Below are 19,178 nucleotides of genomic sequence, written 5' to 3'. Positions count from 1 at the left end.
GCCGCCGTGTCGAGCCAGAAGGTCGAGCGACTGCTGACCCTGCTGCAGGTCCTCCTCGACGCGCCCACGCCGCTCACCGCCCAGGAGATCCGCGCCCGGGTGCCGGGCTACAGCGGTGACGCCGTGGCCTTCCGCCGGGCCTTCGAGCGCGACAAGGTCGAGCTGGCCGACATCCTCGGTCACCCCGTGCGGCCCGAGCCGATCCCCGGCGTCGACCCACCGGTCGACGGGTACCGGGTGCGGCCCGAGGAGGCCTACCTGCGCGACCTGGGCCTCTCCACCGAGGAGCGGCGGGCGTTGGCCGTGGCCGCCTCGGCCGTGCGCCTCGCCGGCATCGACCCCGGCCGGGGCGTGGCCAAGCTGGGGGTGGGCACTGGAGGCCAGCCGGTGGCCGCGGCGCCGACCGAGCTGCCTGCGGGGGAGGCGGTGGTCGCTCTGTTCCAGGCCGTGGCCGAGCGTCGCACCGCCGAGTTCACCTACCGCGCCGTGCCCCGCACCGTTCACCCTCTGCGGCTGCGCTTCACCAAGGGGCGCTGGTACCTGACCGCGTTCGACACCGGGCGCGGCGCCGAGCGCCAGTTCCGGCTCGATCGCTTCGAGAGCGCGGTGCGGACCGGGCCCCGCGAGGGGTTCGCCCCCCGGCCGGTCGTCGCCGACGACGTCCTCGACGAGCCCTGGGCGATGGGCGACGGTCCGATGCGCGAGGTGCGGGTGCGCGTCGACGCCGATCGGGCCGAAGCGGCTCAGCGAGCTGCGCCCCGTGCCGGGGCCACGGAGGCCGACGACGGCACGGTTGTGCTCACGATGGGGGTGCGCAACGTCGCCGCTCTGGGCAGCTTCGTGCTCGGCTACGTCGAGGCCGCCGAGGTGCTCTCGCCTGCGGATGTGCGCGACGAGGTGGTGGAGCGGCTCACCGCGCTGGTGGGTCGGCCCCCGACGGGGGATGGTGGCGCCCGATGAACGAGCGCCGCGGGCCCGGCTCGGCACCGAGGGAGACCGCCGTCGGGCGGATGCAGCGCGTCCTGGCGGCGATCCTCTGGATCGCCGAGCACGACGGGCCGCTGGTCAGCGAGGCGGCCGAGCACTTCGGGGTGACCGACGCCGTGCTGCTGGCCGATCTCGAGCTGGCCTGCATGATCGGCGCCGACAGCGACGACTTCCTCGAGATGCCGGTCGAGATGTACCTCGAGGGCGACCGCGTGTTCGTCCACCTCCACGCCTTCGACCGGCCGTTGCAGCTCACGCCCCCCGAGGCGCTGTCGCTCGTCGTGGCCGGCTCCGCGCTGAGCGGCATCGGCACCGCCGAGGAGAACGGCCACGACCGGGCTCCGGCCCTGCAACGGGCGCTGGAGAAGGTGGCGGCCGCCCTCGGCATCGAGGTCGGCGAGCAGGTCGACATCGACCTCGGCGTGCGCGACGCCGCGGTGTTCGCCACGGTGCAGTCCGCGGTCGACGAGCACCGGGCCGTTCAGATCGTCCACCTGAACGTCGAGCGCGACACCCGTACCCAACGGGTCGTCGAGCCGTGGAGCCTTTTCCGCGAGCGCGGGTCGTGGTATCTCCTGGGCCACTGCCGTCGGGCGGTCGGCGAACGGCAGTTCCGCGTCGATCGCATCGTGGCGGCCGATCTGCTCGCAGAGACCACGACCGTGCCCGCCGACCTCCCGCCGCCGTCGGCCCTGCGGGTCGACGCCGATGCTCCGCGCATGGTGGTCGACCTGGGGCCCGACGCCTACTGGGTGGTGGAGAGCTACCCGGTCGAGTCGGTCGACCCGCAGCCCGACGGGACGTTCCGGACCACCCTGGTGGTGGTGTCGCGCCACTGGGCCGAACGCCTGCTGCTCCGCCTCGGGCTCTCGGCGCGCCTCGTCCACCTCGATCCCGCCCTCGGGCCCGGCGACCCCGGCGTGGAGGCCGCCCGGCGGGTGCTCGCCCGCTACGGAACTGAGCCCGCCCAGCACTAGCGTCGCCCCGGTGAGCCTCGATGACGACCCGGCCGTCCCCGTTCGGCCCGAGGACGTTGGCCGTGGCCCCTCGGCCGTCGGCGCCGCCCGCGGCGATGGGGCCGAGGACGAAGCTCACGTTCCCGCCGCCGACCAGTCTCACGACTCCGGTGACGACCGGCGGGATGACTCGGTCGGCGAGTCGATGGACGGCAGGCCGGGCGACGGTTCCGGCGACGGCGACGGTTCCGACGACGAGCGGCCCCCGACCGCCGAGGAGCGACGTCACCAGCGGGTGCGATCGACCGTCGAGTGGATCGCCGTGCTCGCCGGCGCGGTCGTCGTCGCCCTCGTGGTGCGGACCTTCCTGTTCACGACGTTCTGGATCCCGTCAGGCTCGATGGAGCCGACCCTGATGGGCGCCAGCCGCCGTGATCGGGTCATCGTCAACCGGCTCAGCTACAAGCTCCACGACGTCAACCGGGGCGACATCATCGTGTTCAAGGTGCCCCCGGGCGAGCCCACCATGGAGGTCGACGGCCAGGCGGTGGAGGACCTGATCAAGCGTGTCGTCGGGTTGCCGGGCGAGACCGTGTCGCTCCGCGACGGCGACGTCTACATCGACGGCGAGCTCCGCGACGAGCCCTACCTCCCCGAGGGGGTGGCGACCGAGGCCATCTGCGGCGGCGAGCCGCGGTGGGTCGTCCCCGACGACGCCGTCTTCGTGATGGGCGACAACCGGCCCATGTCCCAGGACGCCCGCTGCTGGACCTCGCACTCCGTCGAGGAGTCGGACATCGTGGGTCGGGCCTTCGTCCGGATCTGGCCCCTCACCGAGTTCTCCGGGCTCTGACCGACCGACGGTGACCAGTCCGCCCTGACCGTCTAGGCGACGGGAGGCGAGCGGGTGTCCGGTCGGGGCGCCCGGGCGCGCCCCAGGGCGTCGACCATGCGGTCGACGTGGTCGCAGAACAGCCCGTCGATGCCGATGTCGAAGAGACCGTCGAGGATCCGCGGGTGCTGGGCGTCCCAGCCCCAGGTCCGCACGCCGAAGCGGTGGTAGAGCGTCACCAGGCCCGCGGTCCAGTCCGAGTGGTGCAGGTTGACCACGTCGATCCCCCGGGCCCGCAGCTGGGCGGCGTGACGTTCGGGGCCCTGGCCCAGGGCCCGCAGGCGCGTCGAGTCGACGAGGCGGACCTGGGGGGCGAGCTCCCGCCACGACACCAGCAGGTCGTGGTCGTCGTGGCACAGCCAGACCCGGCTGAGCCGGGTGGGGTCATCGGCCCCCAGGGCGCCCAGCAGGGGAGCAGCGGCGGCCGGGTCCTTGACGTCGACCGACAGATCGACCTCGTCGGTCAGGAGGGGGGCCAGCTCGGCGGCGGAGGGGATGTGCGCCGGGAGGTCGGATCGTGCCTCGCCGGCGATGGGGCGTCGCCGGGGCCGGCGGCCGACCACGCCGTCGTGGTCGAGGACGGCCACGCCGTCGGCGGTCACCCAGGCGTCGGTCTCGAGACCCGTGGCCCCCAGCCGCAGGGCCAGCTCGAAGGCCTCCAGGGTGTTCTCGGGGGCGTGGGCCCGGGCGCCGCGATGGGCGAATGCAAGGGGGGGCCGTTGGAGCGACGGGTGACGGGTCGGCACCGGTCCATCCTCGCGCCCGGCGCCCGGCGCCCGGCGCAGGCCCGGATCCGATCGCCGCCGGCTCTCAAGTGGGCGACGGGGCGGCCGATCAGTGACAGGTCAGACGAGACGGGGATCGCCCTGTCCTCGAAGGAGACGAATGGCCACCATCCGTGCGACGTGCAGCGACTGCGGCGATGTGGAGATGACCAGTGAGGACGTCGAGGTGCGCGTGTGCGCCGACAACGGCGTCGGCTCCTACACCTTTCGGTGCCCACGGTGCGCGATGGCGGTGGCCAAGGCGGCCGAGCCGCGCATCGTGGAGCTGCTGATCGCCTCGGGCGTCCGCCTGCACCGCTGGCGGCTGCCCGCCGAGCTCGACGAGCGGCGCGTCGGCGAGCCCATCGACCACGACGACCTGCTCGACTTCCACCGTCTCCTCGGTGACGACGGTCGCCTCAGCACTGAGCTGGGCCGGCTCGTCGACGGGTGAGGGGCTGATATCCCGATGACCTACGCTCACGCCGTGTTCTGGCTGTGGTGCATCGCCCTGCTGGCCACCCTGGTGGCCTTCGCCCTGGCCGGGCGAGCCCTGTTCCGCGTCGATGCCGCCGTGGTCGCCCTGCGTTCGGCCACCGACGGGCTGAACGAGCTCGGCACCGCCACCGAGATGTTGCGGGAGGCATCTCGGGACACGGAGCGCCGACGCTCGACCCTCCACGCCCGGGCGGCCGACGTCTCGGTGTGAACCCGACGCCGACCGCGCCGGGGTGCCGACGGAGCGGTTCGGTAGGGTTGGATCATGTTCAACATCGGCGGTGGCGAGATGTTCGCCATCTTGCTGCTGGCCCTTCTCGTGCTCGGTCCCGAGCGGCTGCCCAAGGCCATGGGCCAGGTGGGCCACTACGTCGCCCAGCTGCGGCGCATGTCATCGGGCTTCCAGGAGGAGATCAAGAGGGCCATGGACCCCGGTGACGCCCCGTTCCGACCCGGTGAGGAGCGCCTCAGCGGTCCACCGGGCGCGATCGACGACGAGGTGCGCGTGGTCGGTGGCGAGCCCGCCGAGGACGGCATCATCGACACGTCGGCCACCGACGACCACCGGATCGACGCCTCCTCGGACCCCGGCACCGACTCCGTCGATGGCGCGCCCGACGACCCCGCCACCGACCCCGACCGCCCGGCCCCGGATCCCGTGGACGAGGCGGCCTCTGACCCCGGGGGTGACGGCGCCAACGTGACCCCGTTGCGGCCTCGGGACGACGACGGCGACGCGCGGGCCACCGGATGAGCCCCGTCGGGCTCGAGCCCCGATGAGCGCCGAGACCACCACCCGGATGGACTCCGGCCCCGGGCACATGTCGCTCGTCGAGCACCTCGGCGAGCTGCGCACCCGGATCATGCGGTCGGTCTACGCCGTGGCCCTCGGCGCGTTGGTCGCCTGGTTCCTCTACCAGCCGATCTTCGACCTGCTGCTGGGCCCGCTGCGCGAGACCGCTCCCAACGAGCAGCTCCGCCAGACGCTGCTGGCCACCGATCCGCTCACCGGCTTCCAGATCCGGATCCGGCTCACCACCTACACCGGGATCATGTTCGCGATGCCGATGATCCTGTGGCAGATCTGGAAGTTCGTGGCCCCGGGCCTCTACGACAACGAGAAGCGCTACGGGGTCGTGTTCATCACCATCGGCACCGCCCTGTTCGCCGCCGGGGCCGCCATTGCGTTCTGGACGATGCCGGCGGCCCTCACGTTCCTCCAGGAGATCGGGGGCGAGGGCAACTTCACGGAGTTCTACACACCCGAGAAGTACCTGCGGCTCATCGTCTACATGATGTTGGCCTTCGGCCTCGGCTTCGAGTTCCCTCTCATCGTCACCACCTTGAACTTCGTCGGTGCGGTGTCCACCGACACCCTGCGCCGCATCCGCCGCTACGTCATCGTCATCGTGGCCGTGTTCGTGGCCGTGGCCACCCCCTCCGGCGACCCGATCAGCATGCTCGCCCTCACGGTGCCGATGATCGGGCTCTACGAGGTGGCCATCGTCATCGGGCGGGTGCGCGACAAACGCAAGAGGAAGGCCGAGAAGGAGGACGTGTGACCCCTCGGGCCCGGGGCGGTCGTTCAGACCTCGGCTTCGTGCTCGACCGCTTCCAGGTCGAGGCCCTGGCCGCCGTGGACGAGGACGTCTCGGTGCTGGTGGCGGCCCCGACCGGCTCGGGCAAGACGGTCGTCGCCGACCACGGCGTCGACCGGGTCCTGGCCCGGGGTCTGAAGGCGTTCTACACGACGCCGATCAAGGCGCTGTCGAACCAGAAGTTCGCCGACCTCCGGGCCCGCCTCGGGGCCGAGCGGGTGGGCCTGCTCACCGGCGACACGGCGGTCAACAGCGGGGCCCAGGCGGTGGTCATGACCACCGAGGTGCTCCGCAACATGCTCTATGCCCGCTCCCCGGCGCTGGAGGGTCTGGGGCTGGTCGTCCTCGACGAGGTCCACTACCTGCAGGACCGCTACCGCGGCCCGGTGTGGGAGGAGGTCATCATCCACCTGCCACGGTCGGTGCAGATCGTCGCCCTCTCGGCGACGGTGTCCAACGCCGAGGAGCTCGCCGGGTGGATGGACGCCGTGCGGGGGCGCACGGTGACGGTGGTCGAACACGAGCGGCCCGTCGAGCTGATCAGCCTCTACGCCGCCCGCGACCGCTCGACCCACGATCTGGTCGTGATGCCGGTCGTGGTCGACGGCGAGCCCAACCCCGTCGGTGAGCGCCTCGACGCTCCGCCCCTCACGCCCCGCCACGACCGCCGGGGCAGGTCTCGTCCCCGGTACGCCACGCCCCGTCGCCTCGAGGTGGTCGAGCACCTCGCCGACGAGGACCTCCTGCCCGCCATCTGCTTCGTGTTCAGCCGCAAGGGCTGCGACGAGGCGGCCCGCAGCCTGCTCGAGGCGGGCGTGCGGCTGACCGACCCGGCCGAGCGGGCCCGCATCCGCGCCGTCGCCGAGGCCCACACCTCGGCCCTCTCCGACAGCGACCTCGACGTCCTCGACTACGACCTGTGGTTGGCGGCCCTCGAGCAGGGCGTGGCCGCGCACCACGCCGGCATGGTCCCGCCGTTCAAGGAGGCGGTCGAGGCCTGCTTCGTCCAGGGCCTGGTCAAGGTGGTCTTCGCCACCGAGACCCTGGCCCTCGGCATCAACATGCCGGCCCGGTCGGTGGTCATCGAGGCGCTCTCCAAGTTCACCGGTGAGCAGCACGAGGCGCTCAAGCCCGGCGAGTACACCCAGCTCACCGGGCGCGCCGGGCGGCGGGGCATCGACGAGGTCGGGCGGGCGGTGGTGCTGTGGAGTCCCTTCACCCCCTTCCAGCAGGTCGCCGACCTGGTGCTCAGCCGCCGCTTCGAGCTGCGATCGGCCTTCCGGCCCACCTACAACATGGCCGCCAACCTCGTCCGGCGCCACGACCGCGACGAGGCCCGCCGCCTGCTCGACCGCTCCTTCGCCCAGTTCCAGGCCGATCAGGGCATCGTGCGCCTGCGGTCACGGCGCGACGCACGCGGCGAGACCCTCGAACGGCTCATCACCGAGGCCCACTGCGACCGGGGGGACACCGAGGAGTACCGGCTGCTGCTGCGCCACGACGAGGAGGCCCGTCGGGGCTCGAGCACCCGCCACGACGTGCTGACCGCCCTGGCTCGACTCCGACCGGGCGACGTGGTGTGGCTGGGGGGCGTGCGCATGGGCGTGCTCTCGATCGGGTGGCGGGGTCCGGAGCGGGGACGCCTTCACGTCATCGACGAGCGGGGTCGGGCCCGCACCATCAGCAGCACCGACATCGACGAGGTGCTGGTCCGCGCCGGGGAGATCGACATGCCCCGGCCCTACGCCCCCAACAACCGGGCCTTCCAGCACGAGGTGGCGCGCAGCCTGGCTCGCGTGCGAGGGGCCCGGCGCCGTCGCTCGGGGGCGAGTCCGGCCCCGACCTCGACCGCCGCCGAGCACCCGGTGGACGGATGCCCCGACGCCGCCCGCCACGTCCGCTCCGCCGTGCAGGCGGACCGGGTGCGGCGCGAGCTGGCCGACATCGACCGCCGGATCGACGGCACCACGGGCTCGGTGGCCCGCGAGCTCGACGCCGTGCTGGGGGTGCTGCGGGCCCGCGACATGATCGGCGACTGGGAGCTCACCGCTCGCGGCGCGCTGCTGGTCCGGGTCTTCCACGAGTGCGACCTGCTGATCGCCGACTGCCTGGCGGCGGGGCTCCTCGACGGCCTCGACGCGGCGTCGCTCGCCGCGCTCGTCTCGTGCTTCACCTACGAGCATCGCAGCAAGACACCTCCGCCCCCGCCGTGGTTCCCCGACCGCCGCACCCGCCAGCGCTTCGAGGCCGTCTCCCAGCGCTCCGATCGGCTCCGCGCCGAGGAGGACGCGGCCCGCCTGCCGACCACCCGGGCCCCGGACCCGACCTTCGTGCCCATCGCCCACGCCTGGGCGTCGGGACGCGACCTCACCTCGGTGCTGGGTCGCGAGGAGATGACCGGCGGCGACTTCGTGCGCAACGTGCGCCAGCTCGTCGACCTGCTCCGCCAGATCGGCGAGGCCGCCGTCGACCCCACCACCGCCCACGCCGCCCGCTCGGCGGCCGAGGCGCTGCACCGGGGCGTCGTCGCGGCATCGTCGCTGGCCACCACCGGGGGCGGCAGCTCGTCGGCGACTGCTGCGGCCGTCCCTGCGGCCGAGGTCCGGTGACCGTCGAGAAGGGACGGGACTGGGGCGAGGTGGGTCCTGCGCCGCCGGACACCGTGTTCGTCCGCTCCGACGCCGAGGCCCGCGACGTGATCGAGACGTCTCGGCGCGGCGATGGTCCGCCGCCCGTGCTGGGGCTTCTCGGCGGCGACCTGTGCCGCACGCTCGGAGGGCGGGGTGGCGAGGCCCGGGTGCGCGAGGCCGCCTCGCGGGCCACCGTCGACCTCGGCGTCGCCCTGCTCGATGGTCGCCGGCACCTCTTCGTCGCCCACCTCGTGGCCCGTGGCTCGTGGTGGCGAGGACGGGTCGTAGCGGTGATGAACGCCCAGTTCCTCGGTCGGTGGGATGTCGCGCCGCGCGCCCACCCCGGCGACGGTCGTCTCGACGTGCTCGACGGCGACCTCGGCCTAGGGGACCGGTGGAAGGCGCGTCGCCGGCTGGTTGCCGGCACCCACGTGCCGCACCCCGGCATCGCCCAGCTCCGCACCGCGGCCTGGACCGTCGAGCTCGAGCGGGCCACCCCGGTGTGGCTCGACGGTGGGCGGATGACCGAAGCCCGCACGCTGGCGATCCGCCTCGAGCCCGACGCGGTGCGCGTCGTGGTGTAGGGATCGCAGTTCTTGCGCCCGATCGGGGCGCCCACACACCGTCAACTCGGCGCAAGAAGCGCTGATGGGCCGAGGGCGACGCCGACCGGGTCGTCGGGCTCTATCCGGGTCATCGAGCGTGTCGGGGGCCCGTCGACTGGTCGGGCGACCGGGAGGTGGGCTCCGGGGCGATCGCTACGGTCGGTGCATGGACGCGTGGCTGCTCGACGACGCCCCCGGCGGCTACCGCTTCGGCGCCGTGGCCGACCCCGAGCCGGAGGTGGGCGAGGTGCGGGTGCGCGTCGTGGCCAGCGCCCTCAACCACATGGACCACTGGCTGACGCAGGGCCGTCCTCGACCCCCGGCGTTCCCGCACGTTCCGGGCTGCGACGCGGCCGGCGTGGTCGACGCCACCGGTGGGGGTGTGGAGGGCTGGTCGGAGGGCGACGAGGTGGTGGTCAACCCGACGGTGACCTCAGTCGAGGCACTGGCCCGCCACGGCGTGGATGCCCCGGCGGCGCCGGGGATGCGCCTGGTGGGGGAGAACCGGTGGGGGGCCCACGGCACCTACGTCGTGGTCCCGGCCCGGAACCTGGTGGCGCGGCCGGCGGGTCGGTCGTGGGCCGAGAGCGCGGCCTACCCGGTGGCGTTCTCGACCGCCTGGCGGATGCTGCGCCGGGCCCGGCTGCGGGCGGGGGAGACCCTGTTGGTGGTGGGAATCGGCGGGGGCGTCGCGAATGCCCTGCTGACCCTCGGGCTCGCCGCTGGCGCTCGGGTCGTCGTCACCTCCCGGGATCCCGACAAGCGCGAGGCCGCCCTGGCCCTGGGGGCGTCGGAGGCTCTCGACTCGGCGGCCGAGCGCTGGGACGTGGACGCGGAGGTGGTGGCCGAGAGCGTGGGCGCCGCCACCTGGGACCGCTCGATGGCGGCGCTGGTTCCCGCCGGGCGCCTCGTGGTCTGCGGCGCCACGTCGGGCGGAAAGGTGGAGCTGACCTTGCCCCGCCTATGGTTCAAGCAGATCGAGGTCATCGGCTCGACGATGGCATCGTACGAGGAGTTCGCCGAGGTCACCCGCCTGGTGGCCGCCGGCCTCCCCGTGGCGGTCGACGGTGAGCACGACCTCGACGACTACCCGGCCGCGCTCGAGCGCCTGCGGGCCGGGGCCGTGGTGGGCAAGATCGTCCTCCGCCACTGACGCCCGCCCGGAGCCAGGGCCAATCTGGGGCGCGGGGGCACGGATCGGCTGCCCTCACGGCCATCTCGTGCCCCAGTTCGCCGGAACACTGGCCCGGGGCCGGACCATGACGAGCATCGAGGTCGGCGACCGGGGGCTCGCCCTACCCCGCTCCACCGCCGTTCGACGGACCCTTCCGGTGGTCCTTCGGCACCTCGTTAGCCTCGTACCATGAGCGACGCCCACGACTTGGTCAAGGAGCGCATCGAAGCCGAGGTCGAGCGGCTCGCGCCCGTGCTGCTCGACGTGTCACATCGCATCCACGAGCGGCCTGAGCTGGCCTTCGAGGAGCACCACGCCCACGACGTGCTCACCGAGGTGCTCGAGGCCGAGGGCCTCACCGTCGAGCGCTCCGCCTACGGCCTGGCCACCGCCTTTTCGTCACGGGGGGGCCGCGACGGGCCCACCGTCGTCGTGTGCTGCGAGTACGACGCCCTGCCCGGCCTCGGCCACGCCTGTGGCCACAACGTCATCGCCGCTGCCGGGCTGGGGGCCGGGCTGGCCGCCGCGTCGGTGGCGGCCGAGGCCGGCGGCCGGGTGTTGATCCTCGGCACGCCGGGGGAGGAGGGCGGGGGCGGCAAGCAGCTGATGATCGACGCCGGTGCCCTGGACGGGGTCGACGCCGCGGTGATGGTGCACCCGGCCGGGCTCGACCTGCGCACCATGGACTCTCTCGCCATCCAGCGGGTCACCGTCACCTATCAGGGGCACGCCGCCCACGCCGCCGCGGCCCCGGAGAAGGGCCGCAACGCCCTCGACGCCGCCGTGCTCGGCTACGTGAACGTCGCGGCCCTGCGCCAGCACATCCGCCCCGACGAGCGGGTGCACGGCATCTTCCTGCAGGCCGGTGACGCGGCCAACATCGTGCCGGCGCTGACCCAGGCGCAGTGGTACGTCCGGTCACCGTCGGCCGCCGGGCTGGCCGCGCTGCGGGCCCGGGTCGAGAGCTGCCTCGCGGCCGGCGCCGACGCCGCGGGCTGCACCATGGAGCTCGACTGGTACCAGCCCGCCTACGACGAGCTGATGGCCCTCGACTCCTTCGACGACCTCTACGCCGCCAACGCGGCGCGGGTCGGGCGCACCCCGCTCCGACCCGGCTCCGACGGTGTGGCCGGCGTCGTCGGCTCGACCGACATGGGCAACGTCAGCCAGCACGTCCCCTCCATCCACCCCATGATCAAGGTGGCCCCCGACGACGTCGCCATCCACACCGAGGCGTTCGTCGGCTACGCCCGGGGCCCCGAGGGCGACGCCGCCGTCCTCGACGGAGCCACGGCCCTCGCCTGCACCGTCGCCGACCTGTGGCTCGACCCCGATGCCCTGACCCGGGTCCGCGACGAGTTCGCCGCCCGCCGAGCCTGAGGGCGGGCGGTCGCCGCCGTGGCCTCACGGGGGTGCGGCCGGGGCGCAGCTCCCCCGGTCACCGACGAGTGGTCGATCCTCGACCGTCGGGGTGGTGGATCGACCTTTCGGCGGCGGCGCGGGTTGGGGTGGTCCGGAATCACCGATCCTCGCGTACGGTCGTCATCGTGTTCGACGTGCCGCCTGTCCGGTACCGCTCCACGGAGGAGGACAGCGCCCGGTGGCTGGGCTTCGCCTTCCGGCCGGGTGACATCGTCATCAGCACCCGATCCAAGAGCGGCACGACCTGGGTGCAGATGATCTGCGCCCTGCTCGTCTTCCAGACCACCGAGCTCCCAGCCCCGCTGGCCCAGCTGTCGCCGTGGCTGGACTGGTTGGTGACGCCCCGCGACGAGGTGTGGGCGCAGTTGGCGGCCCAGGAGCACCGGCGGTTCATCAAGACCCACACGCCGCTCGACGGGATCCCCCGGGACCGGCGCGTCACCTACGTCGTGGTGGCCCGGCACCCGCTCGACATGGCGGTGTCGCTCTACCACCAGGGTGACAACCTCGACCGCGCCCGGATCGGCGAGCTCACCGGCCAGGCTCGCCCCGCCGGGCCCCCGGCGCCCCGTCCGCGCCTCCACGAGTGGCTGCTCGCCTGGATCGACAGCGACGCCAGCTTGCGGGAGGAGCTCGACTCGCTGCCGGGCGTGTTGTGGCACCTCTCCGACGCGTGGGACCGTCGGGCCGAGCCCAACGTCGTGATCGTGCACTACGACGACCTCGTGGCCGACCTCGAGGGGGAGATGCGCCGCCTCGCCGCAGAGCTCGGGATCACCGTCGCCGAGGCGACCTGGGCGGAGCTCGTGGGTGCGGCGCGCTTCGACCGGATGCGGGCCAACGCGGATGAGCTCGCCCCCGATCCGGCGGGGGTGCTGACCGATCGCGCCCGGTTCTTCCGCCGAGGGACCTCCGGCGCGGGACGGGAGCTGCTGTCGAACGACGAGCTCGCCCGGTACCGCGACCGCGCGCCGCGGCTGGCGCCTCCGGATCTCCTGACCTGGCTCCACCGCGACGACCGACAGCCCTGACCCCCACCTCCGGCGCCGCCCGACCACGACGGCTATCCAAGTCGCCCCGATGGGATATCCTTCCGGTCGTGACGAAGCGACTGATCGACGTCGACGACGAGAAGCTCGATGCCGTCCGCGCCCTGCTCGGCACTCGCACCCTCAAGGCGACCGTCGATGGTGCCCTCGACGAGGTCATCGCCCTGGATCAGCGGCGTCGTGCCCTCCTCGCCGAGCGAGGCGCCGACGTCGCGATGCTGGGTGATCCCGATGCCCGTGGGGCTGCGTGGGGCTGAGGCCCTACTACCTGGGCGATACGTCCGCGCTCGCTCGGATCGGGCAGCCCGTGATCGCCGAGCGGCTCGGTCCGCTCCTCGAGGGTGGGTTGGTGGCCCGTTGCACGCCGACGGATCTGGAGGCCGGCTTCTCCTCCACCGGTCCGGCCTCGCACGTCACGATGCGGCGGCAGCGGTCCGCGTGGCCGCGGGTGGCGATGGACCAGGTCGTGCTCGACCGAGCGGTCGATGTGCAGGACGACCTCGCGTCGCGAAGTCAACAACGGGGAGCGAAGATCGCTGACCTGTTGATCGCGGCCGCCGCGGAAGCTGCGGGCCTCGTGGTGCTCCACTACGACCACGACTTCGCTCTGATCGCCGAGGTCACCGGGCAGCCGGCGGAGTGGATCGTCCCCGCCGGCACCGTGTCCTGACGATCACCCGGGTCGAAGACCGACGGGCATCGTGACCTTTGGACCGACGTCCACCGTGGTGGCGGACATGAGGTCCAAAGCTGCGGGGGAGGGGCACTCTCTGCGGTCCCCGGCGGGCTGAGCGGCACCCCCTAAGGTCGGCAGCCGTGTCGGTGTACGTCCCCGAGGAGTTCACACCCGATGAGGGTGACGTGCTCCGGCGCTACTTCACGAACCTCGACGGGCCGGTCTTCGCCCTGGTGAACCTGCCCGAGGTCGTGAAGGGAGCGCTCTTCGCCCGGTACTCGCGGTCGTCGAAGAGCCTGCGCCGGCTCTTCCTCGACGAGTTCGTGGGCGACCTCGACATCAGCGGCGACCACACCATCGACGCCACCGTCGGCCTGCGTCGGGCCGAGGAGCTCTACGACCGGGTCTTCTTCGAGTACGGCGACGACTCGGTCGCCCAGCTGGGCGGGGTGCACCTGGCCTGCGAGCAGGCCTCGAACCTGCTGACCAAGGTGCTCGAGTGGGGCCGGCTGATGTCGTACCTCGAGCAGTCGACCCGCTACATCGCGTACGACAGCCGCCTCGGCGGCCGCTTCCGCTACCTGCGCGACCCCGGCATCCTCGGCTCACCGCTCGGCACCCGCTACGTGGGCGACATGGACCGCCTCTTCGACACCTACGCCGGGCTCGTGCCCCGCCTGCAGGACTTCTTCCGCGAGCGCTTCCCCAAGGAGGCCGGGGACTCGGACATCGTCTACCGCCAGGCCGTGCGGGCCAAGGCGTTCGACGCGCTCCGCGGAATCCTTCCGGCGGCCTCGCTGTCGAACGTGGGCATCTACGGCACCGGGCAGGGCTACGAGCAGCTGCTGCTGCGCATGCGCGCCCACCCGCTGCCCGAGGCCCGCAGCTACGCGGATCTCATGCTCACCGAGCTGCGCAAGGTGATTCCCTCGTTCCTGAAGCGCGTCGACCTCGACGACCGTGGCGTGGCGTGGAGCACCTACCTGGCGAGCACCCGCACCGCCACCGAGGAGATGGCCGCCCGCTTCTTCCCGGCCGACGAGCCCGCCGATGTGGTCCCGGGGGTCACGCTCACCAGCTTCGACCCCGACGCCGAGGTCAAGCTGGTGACCGCGATCCTCTACCCCTCGACCCACGTGCCCGAGGCTCAGGTCGAGCGGCGGGTGCAGGCCATGACGACCGACGAGCGCCTGGCGGTCGTGCGGGCCTACGTCGGTGACCGCACCAACCGGCGCCACAAGCCCGGCCGCGGCCTCGAGCGGCTGTTCTACCGCTTCGACGTGCTGGCCGACTACGGCGCGTTCCGCGACCTCCAGCGCCACCGCATGCTCACCGTGGAGTGGCAGGACCTCAGCCCCCGCCACGGGTACACCCGGCCCGAGGCGGTCGACCGGGCCGGCCATGCCCCCGAGTTCGACGAGGCCATGGGCCGCTCGGCCGAGCTGCACGACGCGCTGGTCGACCGGTTCCCGGCCCAGGCGCCCTACGCGGTGTGCCTGGCCTACAAGGTCCGCTTCGCCATGGGTCTCAACGCCCGGGAGGCGACCCACATGCTCGAGCTGCGCTCCACTCCCCAGGGCCACCCTGCGTATCGGGAGGTCGCCCAGTCGATGCACCGGCTCATCGCCGAGGAGGCTGGCCACACCGCGGTGGCTGAGCTCATGCGCTACGTCGATCACACCCCCGAGCCGGCCCTGGAGCGCCTCGACGCCGAACGTCGGGCCGAGGTTCGGCGCCAGTCCCGCTGACGGCGCGCGGGTGTTCTGACCAGGGCCGTTACCTCCCGTAGGGCAGATCGCGCGGTGCGTGACGGCATCTCGTCGCCTGTGGTTGAACCCAGTGGCTTCACACGGCGCGCGCGGCCGTGTATCCTCTCCGCCCTCTTCGGGGGGGATGACCCGGAGGTGCCCCTGTGACCCACCCATCGACGCGCCGAGTCCGACCGAACCCACCATCGACGACCACGCAGAGCGAGGCGCCCCCCGGGCGGTCCCGGCGGCGACCGCTCGTCGCCCTGATCGCCCTGGGCACGGCCGCCGCCGCCCTGACCGTCGTCGTGGCGGTCGGACCCGCACCGGCGATCGCGAACCGGGGGGCCACCCCGCCCCTCGCCGCCCCCTCGGCACCAGTCGAGGCTCGTGGCACGGGAGGCCTCCGCGACCACCCGGTCGCGACGCAGGGGTCCTACACCGTCCGGCCCGGTGAGACCCTCTCGGGCATCGCCCTGCAGCACGGCACCTCCGTCGCCGCCCTCGCTGCCGCCAACGGCCTGGCCGACCCCGACCGGGTGCGGCACGGAACCACGCTCACCATCCCCGCCGCCGGCACCGCCACGGCTGGGGGAGTGACGGCCGACCTGCCGGCCCGCCTGCGCGAGTCGCCGGCCCGCCAGGCCCACATCGCCACCTTCGACCGGTGGGCGGCCGCCAACGGCGTGCCCGCCGACCTGCTGAAGGCCATGACCTGGTTGGAGTCGGGCTGGCAGAACGACGTCGTCTCGTCCACCGGAGCGGTCGGCATCGGTCAGCTCATGCCCGACACGGTCGACTTCATGGAGCTGCTGATCGGCGCCGACCTCGACCCCGATGTCGTCGAGGACAACATCCGCATGTCGGCGCGCTACCTCCGCTGGCTGCTGGACCGCTTCAGCACTACTTCTGACGCCCTCGCCGGGTACTACCAGGGCCCGACCTCGGTCGAGCGCCAGGGTCTCCTGGCCGAGACCGAGACCTACGTCGCCGACGTGCTCGCGCTCCGCCGCCGCTTCTGACCGACCGGCCCGGGGACGCCGCCGCCGATGTGCCGTCCTCGCGCCTCGCGAGCCCGGCCTCGAGCTCTTCACCAGCACGGCTCCGACCCCCGTGACCAGCACTCCGACGCGGGAGACCAATGGCACACTCCAGGCCCTCGCCGCTGCGTTGCATCCCGCGGGACGGCGCCTATGCTCCGCCGCGACCGCCGAAGCACGACGGCTCCTGAAGGATCTCATGGCTGACGAAGATACAATCGCCTCCGACGACGTCACGGACGACGCCGCCGACCTCGACGAGGAGTTCGAGGACGACGACGCCGACATCGAGGAGGACGAGGTTGACGTCGTCGATGACGCGGTCGGCGACGATGTCGTGGCCGTGGTCCACGACGATGACGTCGTCGCCCCGGCTGACGTGGACGGCGCCACCGCAGCAGCCGAGGATGACGAGGACGAGGCTCCGGTCAAGGACAAGGCCAAGGCCGGCGACGACGAGGAGGGCGGGGACGACGACGACGAGCCCGACCCCGACGACGTCGAAGAGGACCTCGACACCATCCTCAAGGACCGCATCGCGGCCAACGACGACGAGGAGGAAGAGGACGAGGACACCCCTCCGGTCGAGACCACCACGGCCGAGAGCGGCGGACGGGTCCAGCCCAAGCGTCCTGGTGAGTTCACGTGCCAGTCCTGCTTCCTCGTGAAGCACCCGAGCCAGCTCGCGGATGACGACGCGATGCTCTGTGCGGACTGCGTGTGAGCGGCATCATCGAGATTTCCGGGCTCGGCGCCAGGTGGGCAACCATGGGTCGGGTGAAGGTGCACCGATGACCGACCGAGAGCACAAGCCGTCCGCCGAGGCCGCCCTCGAGGTCCTGCTCTACGCCCCTCTCGGGTTCGCCCTCGAGGCCCGCGCCCTGCTCCCGACGTTCGTGGAGCGGGGTCGCAACCAGGTCACCATGGCCAAGATGATCGGGCGCTTCGCCGTCCAGCAGGGCCAGGTCGAGGCCAACAAGCGCTTCGGTCCCGTCCAGGAACAGGTCGAGACCGTCCTGGCCGACCTGGGCCTCGCCACCCGGCCCGGCTCCGGGCCATCGGCTTCGCCCACCGCGGCGTCCACGCCGGCCACGCCCGCTTCGCCGCCGGCACCGGCGGTGGCCGTCGTGCCCGACCTCGAGACCCTCGACCCCGATGAGCTGGCCATCCCCGACTACGACAGCCTCGCCGCCTCGCAGGTCGTGCCCCGGCTCCGGGCCCTGTCGGAACCCGACCTGGAGGCCGTGCGCGCCTATGAGACCGCCGGTCGGGCCCGCAAGACGATCCTGAACCGGATCGCCCAGCTGCAGAGCGCCTGACCCCCGTGGAGGGGGTGCGGGTCGCCACCGACGCCGACCTCGACGAGCTGGTGCGCCTGGCCGAGATCGCCCGCCGCGAGCTCGGCGGGGAGCGGGGGGGACCGATGTGGCAGCTGCTCCACGGCCGCCCCGATCCGCTTCCGGCGACCCTCCTGGCCGATCTCTCCGAGGTCGAGAGCGACCACGGCGTGGTCCTCCTCGGCACCTTCGCCGCCGTTGCCGGCGGCTATGCCGCGGCCCACCGGGAGACCCTGGGCGACGGCACGTCGATCGCGGTGGTGAGCGACGTGTTCGTCGAGGCCGGGTTCCGGGGCATCGGCCTCGGGGGCGCGTTGATGGACGAGCTCATCGCCTGGGCCCGGACCCACGACTGTCGCGGCATCGACGCCCTGGCCCTGCCGGGCATGCGCCACAGCAAGAACTTCTTCGAGCGCTTCGGGCTCACCGCCCGCGCCATCCTCGTCCACAAGGACCTTCGGCCCGCCGAGCCGATCTCGGACGAGCGGTGATCTTGGAGGACCTCGAGGACGAGCGGTCCCGGGACCGTCCCACCGTGGCCGTCGGAGCCATCGTGATCGAGGGCGATGACCTGCTGGTGGTGCGACGGGCCCGGCCGCCGGCGGTCGGCACGTGGTCGATCCCCGGCGGACGCGTCGAGCGGGGCGAGACCCTGGCCGAGGCGATCGTGCGGGAGCTTCACGAGGAGACGGGCCTGGAGGGCGCCTGCGGTGAGATGGTCGGCTGGAGCGAGGTGATCGACCGCGGGCACCACGCCGTGATCCTCGACTTCCGGGTCCACCTGTTCGAGCGAGTCGAGCCGATCGCCGGCGACGACGCCTCGGCCGCCCGCTGGGTGCCCCTCGGCGACGTGACCGAGCTCCACCTGGCCCCCGGGCTGGCCGAGTTCCTTCACGACCACGGCATCATCCCCACCATCACCTGACGGTGCGGTGGGAGCCGGTCAGCGACCCTTCCACACCGGGGAACGCTTCTCGGCGAAGGCGGTGAGGCCCTCGGAGAAGTCCTCGGTGCCGAACATCTTGACGATGCCCTCACCGGACATCCTCCAGCCGACCTCGTCGGGCTGGTCGGTGGCCTCGATGACGATCTTGCGGCTCTCGGCGACGGCCAGGGGCGCCGCCGTGCAGATCTGTTCAGCCAGCTCCTGGGCCCGATCGAGGGCCTGGCCCTCCTCGGCGAGGTGGTTGACCAGGCCGAAGTGGTGGGCCTGCTCGGCCGGGAAGTCGAGACGGCCGGTGAGGGCCAGCTCCATGGCGATGTTGCGGGGGATCTTGCGGGGCAGGCGGAACAAGCCACCCCCGGCGGCGACCAGGTTGCGCTTCACCTCGGGGATGCCGAACACCGCCGTGCGCGAGGCCACGACCATGTCGCAGGCCAGCACGATCTCGGTGCCGCCGGCGAGGGCGGGACCGTCGACCGCGGCGATGACGGGCTTGGTCCGCTCGCGCTGGACGAAGCCACCGAAGCCGCCCCGAGCGGTGGACATGCCGCCGGGGTCGGTGGCCATCTGCTTGAGGTCGGCCCCCGCGCAGAAGATCCAGCCCTTCTCGGTCTGGCCGCCCGTGATGATGCCGACCCAGGCCTCGGGGTCGTCCTCGAGGCGGTCGATCGCCGCTTCCATGCCCTCGGCGACGGCGGTGTTGACCGCGTTGCGGGCCTCGGGGCGTTGGATCGTGATGACGGCGACGTGGCCGCTCAGCTCATAGGTAACCATCGCCCGACCCTAGGCGACCGGCGGCCGCCCACCTGACCGACCGGTCAAGAGCGTCCGACGCACCTCGACCTCGCGGTGGCGTCCT

Annotated in this window: 22 protein-coding genes; 20 read left to right on the top strand and 2 right to left on the bottom strand. The window is 72.7% G+C overall.

The window, feature by feature from the left end:
• Nucleotides 1-6 precede the first annotated feature (6 nt).
• Genes VNL12_RS08090 through lepB form a run of 3 tightly spaced genes read left to right on the top strand, consistent with a single transcriptional unit; the run spans nt 7 to nt 2,796 of the window.
• Nucleotides 7-960, top strand: a complete 954-nt coding sequence (locus VNL12_RS08090) for a WYL domain-containing protein (RefSeq protein WP_325593362.1) — start codon at nt 7-9, stop codon at nt 958-960.
• Nucleotides 957-1,964 carry a helix-turn-helix transcriptional regulator gene (locus tag VNL12_RS08085; protein WP_325593360.1) on the top strand — a complete coding sequence of 336 codons (1,008 nt, stop codon included), beginning with the start codon at nt 957-959 and terminating at the stop codon, nt 1,962-1,964. Before VNL12_RS08090 ends, VNL12_RS08085 begins: the two co-directional genes overlap by 4 nt.
• 10 nt (nt 1,965-1,974) lie before the next feature.
• The gene (gene lepB, locus VNL12_RS08080) at nt 1,975-2,796 is read left to right on the top strand and encodes a signal peptidase I (RefSeq protein ID WP_325593358.1); all 822 of its coding nucleotides are present in this window, start codon (nt 1,975-1,977) and stop codon (nt 2,794-2,796) included.
• A gap of 32 nt (nt 2,797-2,828) precedes the next feature.
• Here the strand turns inward: lepB and VNL12_RS08075 are convergent, their stop codons facing one another.
• Nucleotides 2,829-3,581: a glycerophosphodiester phosphodiesterase gene (locus VNL12_RS08075; RefSeq protein WP_325593356.1), complete on the bottom strand. Its 753-nt coding sequence runs from the start codon at nt 3,579-3,581 to the stop codon at nt 2,829-2,831.
• A 139-nt stretch (nt 3,582-3,720) separates the two neighbouring features.
• On the opposite strand from VNL12_RS08075, the gene VNL12_RS08070 reads away from it, so the two are divergent.
• The 17 genes from VNL12_RS08070 to VNL12_RS07990 all read left to right on the top strand — a co-directional run bounded on the left by VNL12_RS08070 (nt 3,721) and on the right by VNL12_RS07990 (nt 18,301).
• Entirely contained in the window at nt 3,721-4,053 is a 333-nt protein-coding gene (locus VNL12_RS08070; RefSeq protein WP_325593354.1) for a hypothetical protein, read from the top strand.
• 15 nt (nt 4,054-4,068) lie between these two features.
• Nucleotides 4,069-4,308: a hypothetical protein gene (locus VNL12_RS08065; RefSeq protein WP_325593352.1), complete on the top strand. Its 240-nt coding sequence runs from the start codon at nt 4,069-4,071 to the stop codon at nt 4,306-4,308.
• 54 nt (nt 4,309-4,362) lie between these two features.
• Nucleotides 4,363-4,851, top strand: coding sequence for a hypothetical protein (locus VNL12_RS08060; RefSeq protein WP_325593350.1), 489 nt, complete (start codon nt 4,363-4,365; stop codon nt 4,849-4,851).
• A gap of 22 nt (nt 4,852-4,873) precedes the next feature.
• Entirely contained in the window at nt 4,874-5,659 is a 786-nt protein-coding gene (tatC, locus tag VNL12_RS08055) for a twin-arginine translocase subunit TatC (protein ID WP_325593348.1), read from the top strand.
• A complete protein-coding gene (locus VNL12_RS08050; protein WP_325593346.1) occupies nt 5,656-8,304 on the top strand; it encodes a DEAD/DEAH box helicase in 2,649 nt (882 codons plus the stop codon). Before tatC ends, VNL12_RS08050 begins: the two co-directional genes overlap by 4 nt.
• Nucleotides 8,301-8,909: a hypothetical protein gene (locus tag VNL12_RS08045; RefSeq protein ID WP_325593344.1), complete on the top strand. Its 609-nt coding sequence runs from the start codon at nt 8,301-8,303 to the stop codon at nt 8,907-8,909. Before VNL12_RS08050 ends, VNL12_RS08045 begins: the two co-directional genes overlap by 4 nt.
• 187 nt (nt 8,910-9,096) lie before the next feature.
• Nucleotides 9,097-10,083, top strand: coding sequence for a zinc-binding dehydrogenase (locus tag VNL12_RS08040; RefSeq protein ID WP_325593343.1), 987 nt, complete (start codon nt 9,097-9,099; stop codon nt 10,081-10,083).
• A 210-nt stretch (nt 10,084-10,293) separates the two neighbouring features.
• On the top strand, nt 10,294-11,484 hold the full coding sequence (locus VNL12_RS08035; RefSeq protein ID WP_325593341.1) for an amidohydrolase: 1,191 nt from the start codon (nt 10,294-10,296) through the stop codon (nt 11,482-11,484).
• A gap of 167 nt (nt 11,485-11,651) precedes the next feature.
• The gene (locus VNL12_RS08030) at nt 11,652-12,557 is read left to right on the top strand and encodes a sulfotransferase domain-containing protein (protein ID WP_325593339.1); all 906 of its coding nucleotides are present in this window, start codon (nt 11,652-11,654) and stop codon (nt 12,555-12,557) included.
• Between the two features lie 68 nt (nt 12,558-12,625).
• Nucleotides 12,626-12,832, top strand: coding sequence for a type II toxin-antitoxin system VapB family antitoxin (locus VNL12_RS08025; protein ID WP_325593337.1), 207 nt, complete (start codon nt 12,626-12,628; stop codon nt 12,830-12,832).
• A complete protein-coding gene (locus VNL12_RS08020; RefSeq protein WP_325593334.1) occupies nt 12,823-13,245 on the top strand; it encodes a PIN domain-containing protein in 423 nt (140 codons plus the stop codon). The genes VNL12_RS08025 and VNL12_RS08020 overlap by 10 nt, the downstream gene beginning before the upstream one ends.
• Nucleotides 13,246-13,391: 146 nt before the next feature.
• Entirely contained in the window at nt 13,392-14,999 is a 1,608-nt protein-coding gene (locus tag VNL12_RS08015) for an FAD-dependent thymidylate synthase (protein WP_325593332.1), read from the top strand.
• 164 nt (nt 15,000-15,163) lie between these two features.
• On the top strand, nt 15,164-16,021 hold the full coding sequence (locus VNL12_RS08010; protein ID WP_325593330.1) for a transglycosylase SLT domain-containing protein: 858 nt from the start codon (nt 15,164-15,166) through the stop codon (nt 16,019-16,021).
• A 217-nt stretch (nt 16,022-16,238) separates the two neighbouring features.
• Entirely contained in the window at nt 16,239-16,763 is a 525-nt protein-coding gene (locus VNL12_RS08005; protein ID WP_325593327.1) for a DUF4193 family protein, read from the top strand.
• A gap of 67 nt (nt 16,764-16,830) precedes the next feature.
• Nucleotides 16,831-17,358, top strand: a complete 528-nt coding sequence (locus tag VNL12_RS08000; protein WP_325593325.1) for a hypothetical protein — start codon at nt 16,831-16,833, stop codon at nt 17,356-17,358.
• Nucleotides 17,359-17,363: 5 nt separating this feature from the next.
• Nucleotides 17,364-17,867 carry a GNAT family N-acetyltransferase gene (locus tag VNL12_RS07995; RefSeq protein ID WP_325593323.1) on the top strand — a complete coding sequence of 168 codons (504 nt, stop codon included), beginning with the start codon at nt 17,364-17,366 and terminating at the stop codon, nt 17,865-17,867.
• 2 nt (nt 17,868-17,869) lie between these two features.
• Nucleotides 17,870-18,301, top strand: coding sequence for an NUDIX hydrolase (locus tag VNL12_RS07990; RefSeq protein ID WP_325593321.1), 432 nt, complete (start codon nt 17,870-17,872; stop codon nt 18,299-18,301).
• 18 nt (nt 18,302-18,319) lie between these two features.
• On the opposite strand, the gene VNL12_RS07985 is transcribed toward VNL12_RS07990, so the two are convergent.
• On the bottom strand, nt 18,320-19,093 hold the full coding sequence (locus VNL12_RS07985; protein WP_325593319.1) for a crotonase/enoyl-CoA hydratase family protein: 774 nt from the start codon (nt 19,091-19,093) through the stop codon (nt 18,320-18,322).
• Nucleotides 19,094-19,178: the final 85 nt, after the last annotated feature.

Origin of the sequence: Iamia sp. (assembly GCF_035575815.1) — a bacterium.
Classification (GTDB): Bacteria; Actinomycetota; Acidimicrobiia; order Acidimicrobiales; family Iamiaceae; genus Iamia.
The sequence above is the reverse complement of the archived record's forward strand: the minus strand, read 5'-3'. Positions and strand labels throughout refer to the sequence as shown.

Bases quoted from the DNA above. Each gene is read 5' to 3' on its own strand.
- VNL12_RS08085 (WP_325593360.1), top strand. From the start codon at position 957: ATGAACGAGCGCCGCGGGCCCGGCTCGGCACCGAGGGAGACCGCCGTC.
- VNL12_RS08040 (WP_325593343.1), top strand. From the start codon at position 9,097: ATGGACGCGTGGCTGCTCGACGACGCCCCCGGCGGCTACCGCTTCGGC.
- VNL12_RS08060 (WP_325593350.1), top strand. From the start codon at position 4,363: ATGTTCAACATCGGCGGTGGCGAGATGTTCGCCATCTTGCTGCTGGCC.
- VNL12_RS08065 (WP_325593352.1), top strand. From the start codon at position 4,069: ATGACCTACGCTCACGCCGTGTTCTGGCTGTGGTGCATCGCCCTGCTG.
- VNL12_RS08000 (WP_325593325.1), top strand. From the start codon at position 16,831: ATGACCGACCGAGAGCACAAGCCGTCCGCCGAGGCCGCCCTCGAGGTC.
- VNL12_RS08070 (WP_325593354.1), top strand. From the start codon at position 3,721: ATGGCCACCATCCGTGCGACGTGCAGCGACTGCGGCGATGTGGAGATG.
- VNL12_RS08005 (WP_325593327.1), top strand. From the start codon at position 16,239: ATGGCTGACGAAGATACAATCGCCTCCGACGACGTCACGGACGACGCC.
- VNL12_RS07985 (WP_325593319.1), bottom strand. From the start codon at position 19,093: ATGGTTACCTATGAGCTGAGCGGCCACGTCGCCGTCATCACGATCCAA.
- VNL12_RS08035 (WP_325593341.1), top strand. From the start codon at position 10,294: ATGAGCGACGCCCACGACTTGGTCAAGGAGCGCATCGAAGCCGAGGTC.
- tatC (WP_325593348.1), top strand. From the start codon at position 4,874: ATGAGCGCCGAGACCACCACCCGGATGGACTCCGGCCCCGGGCACATG.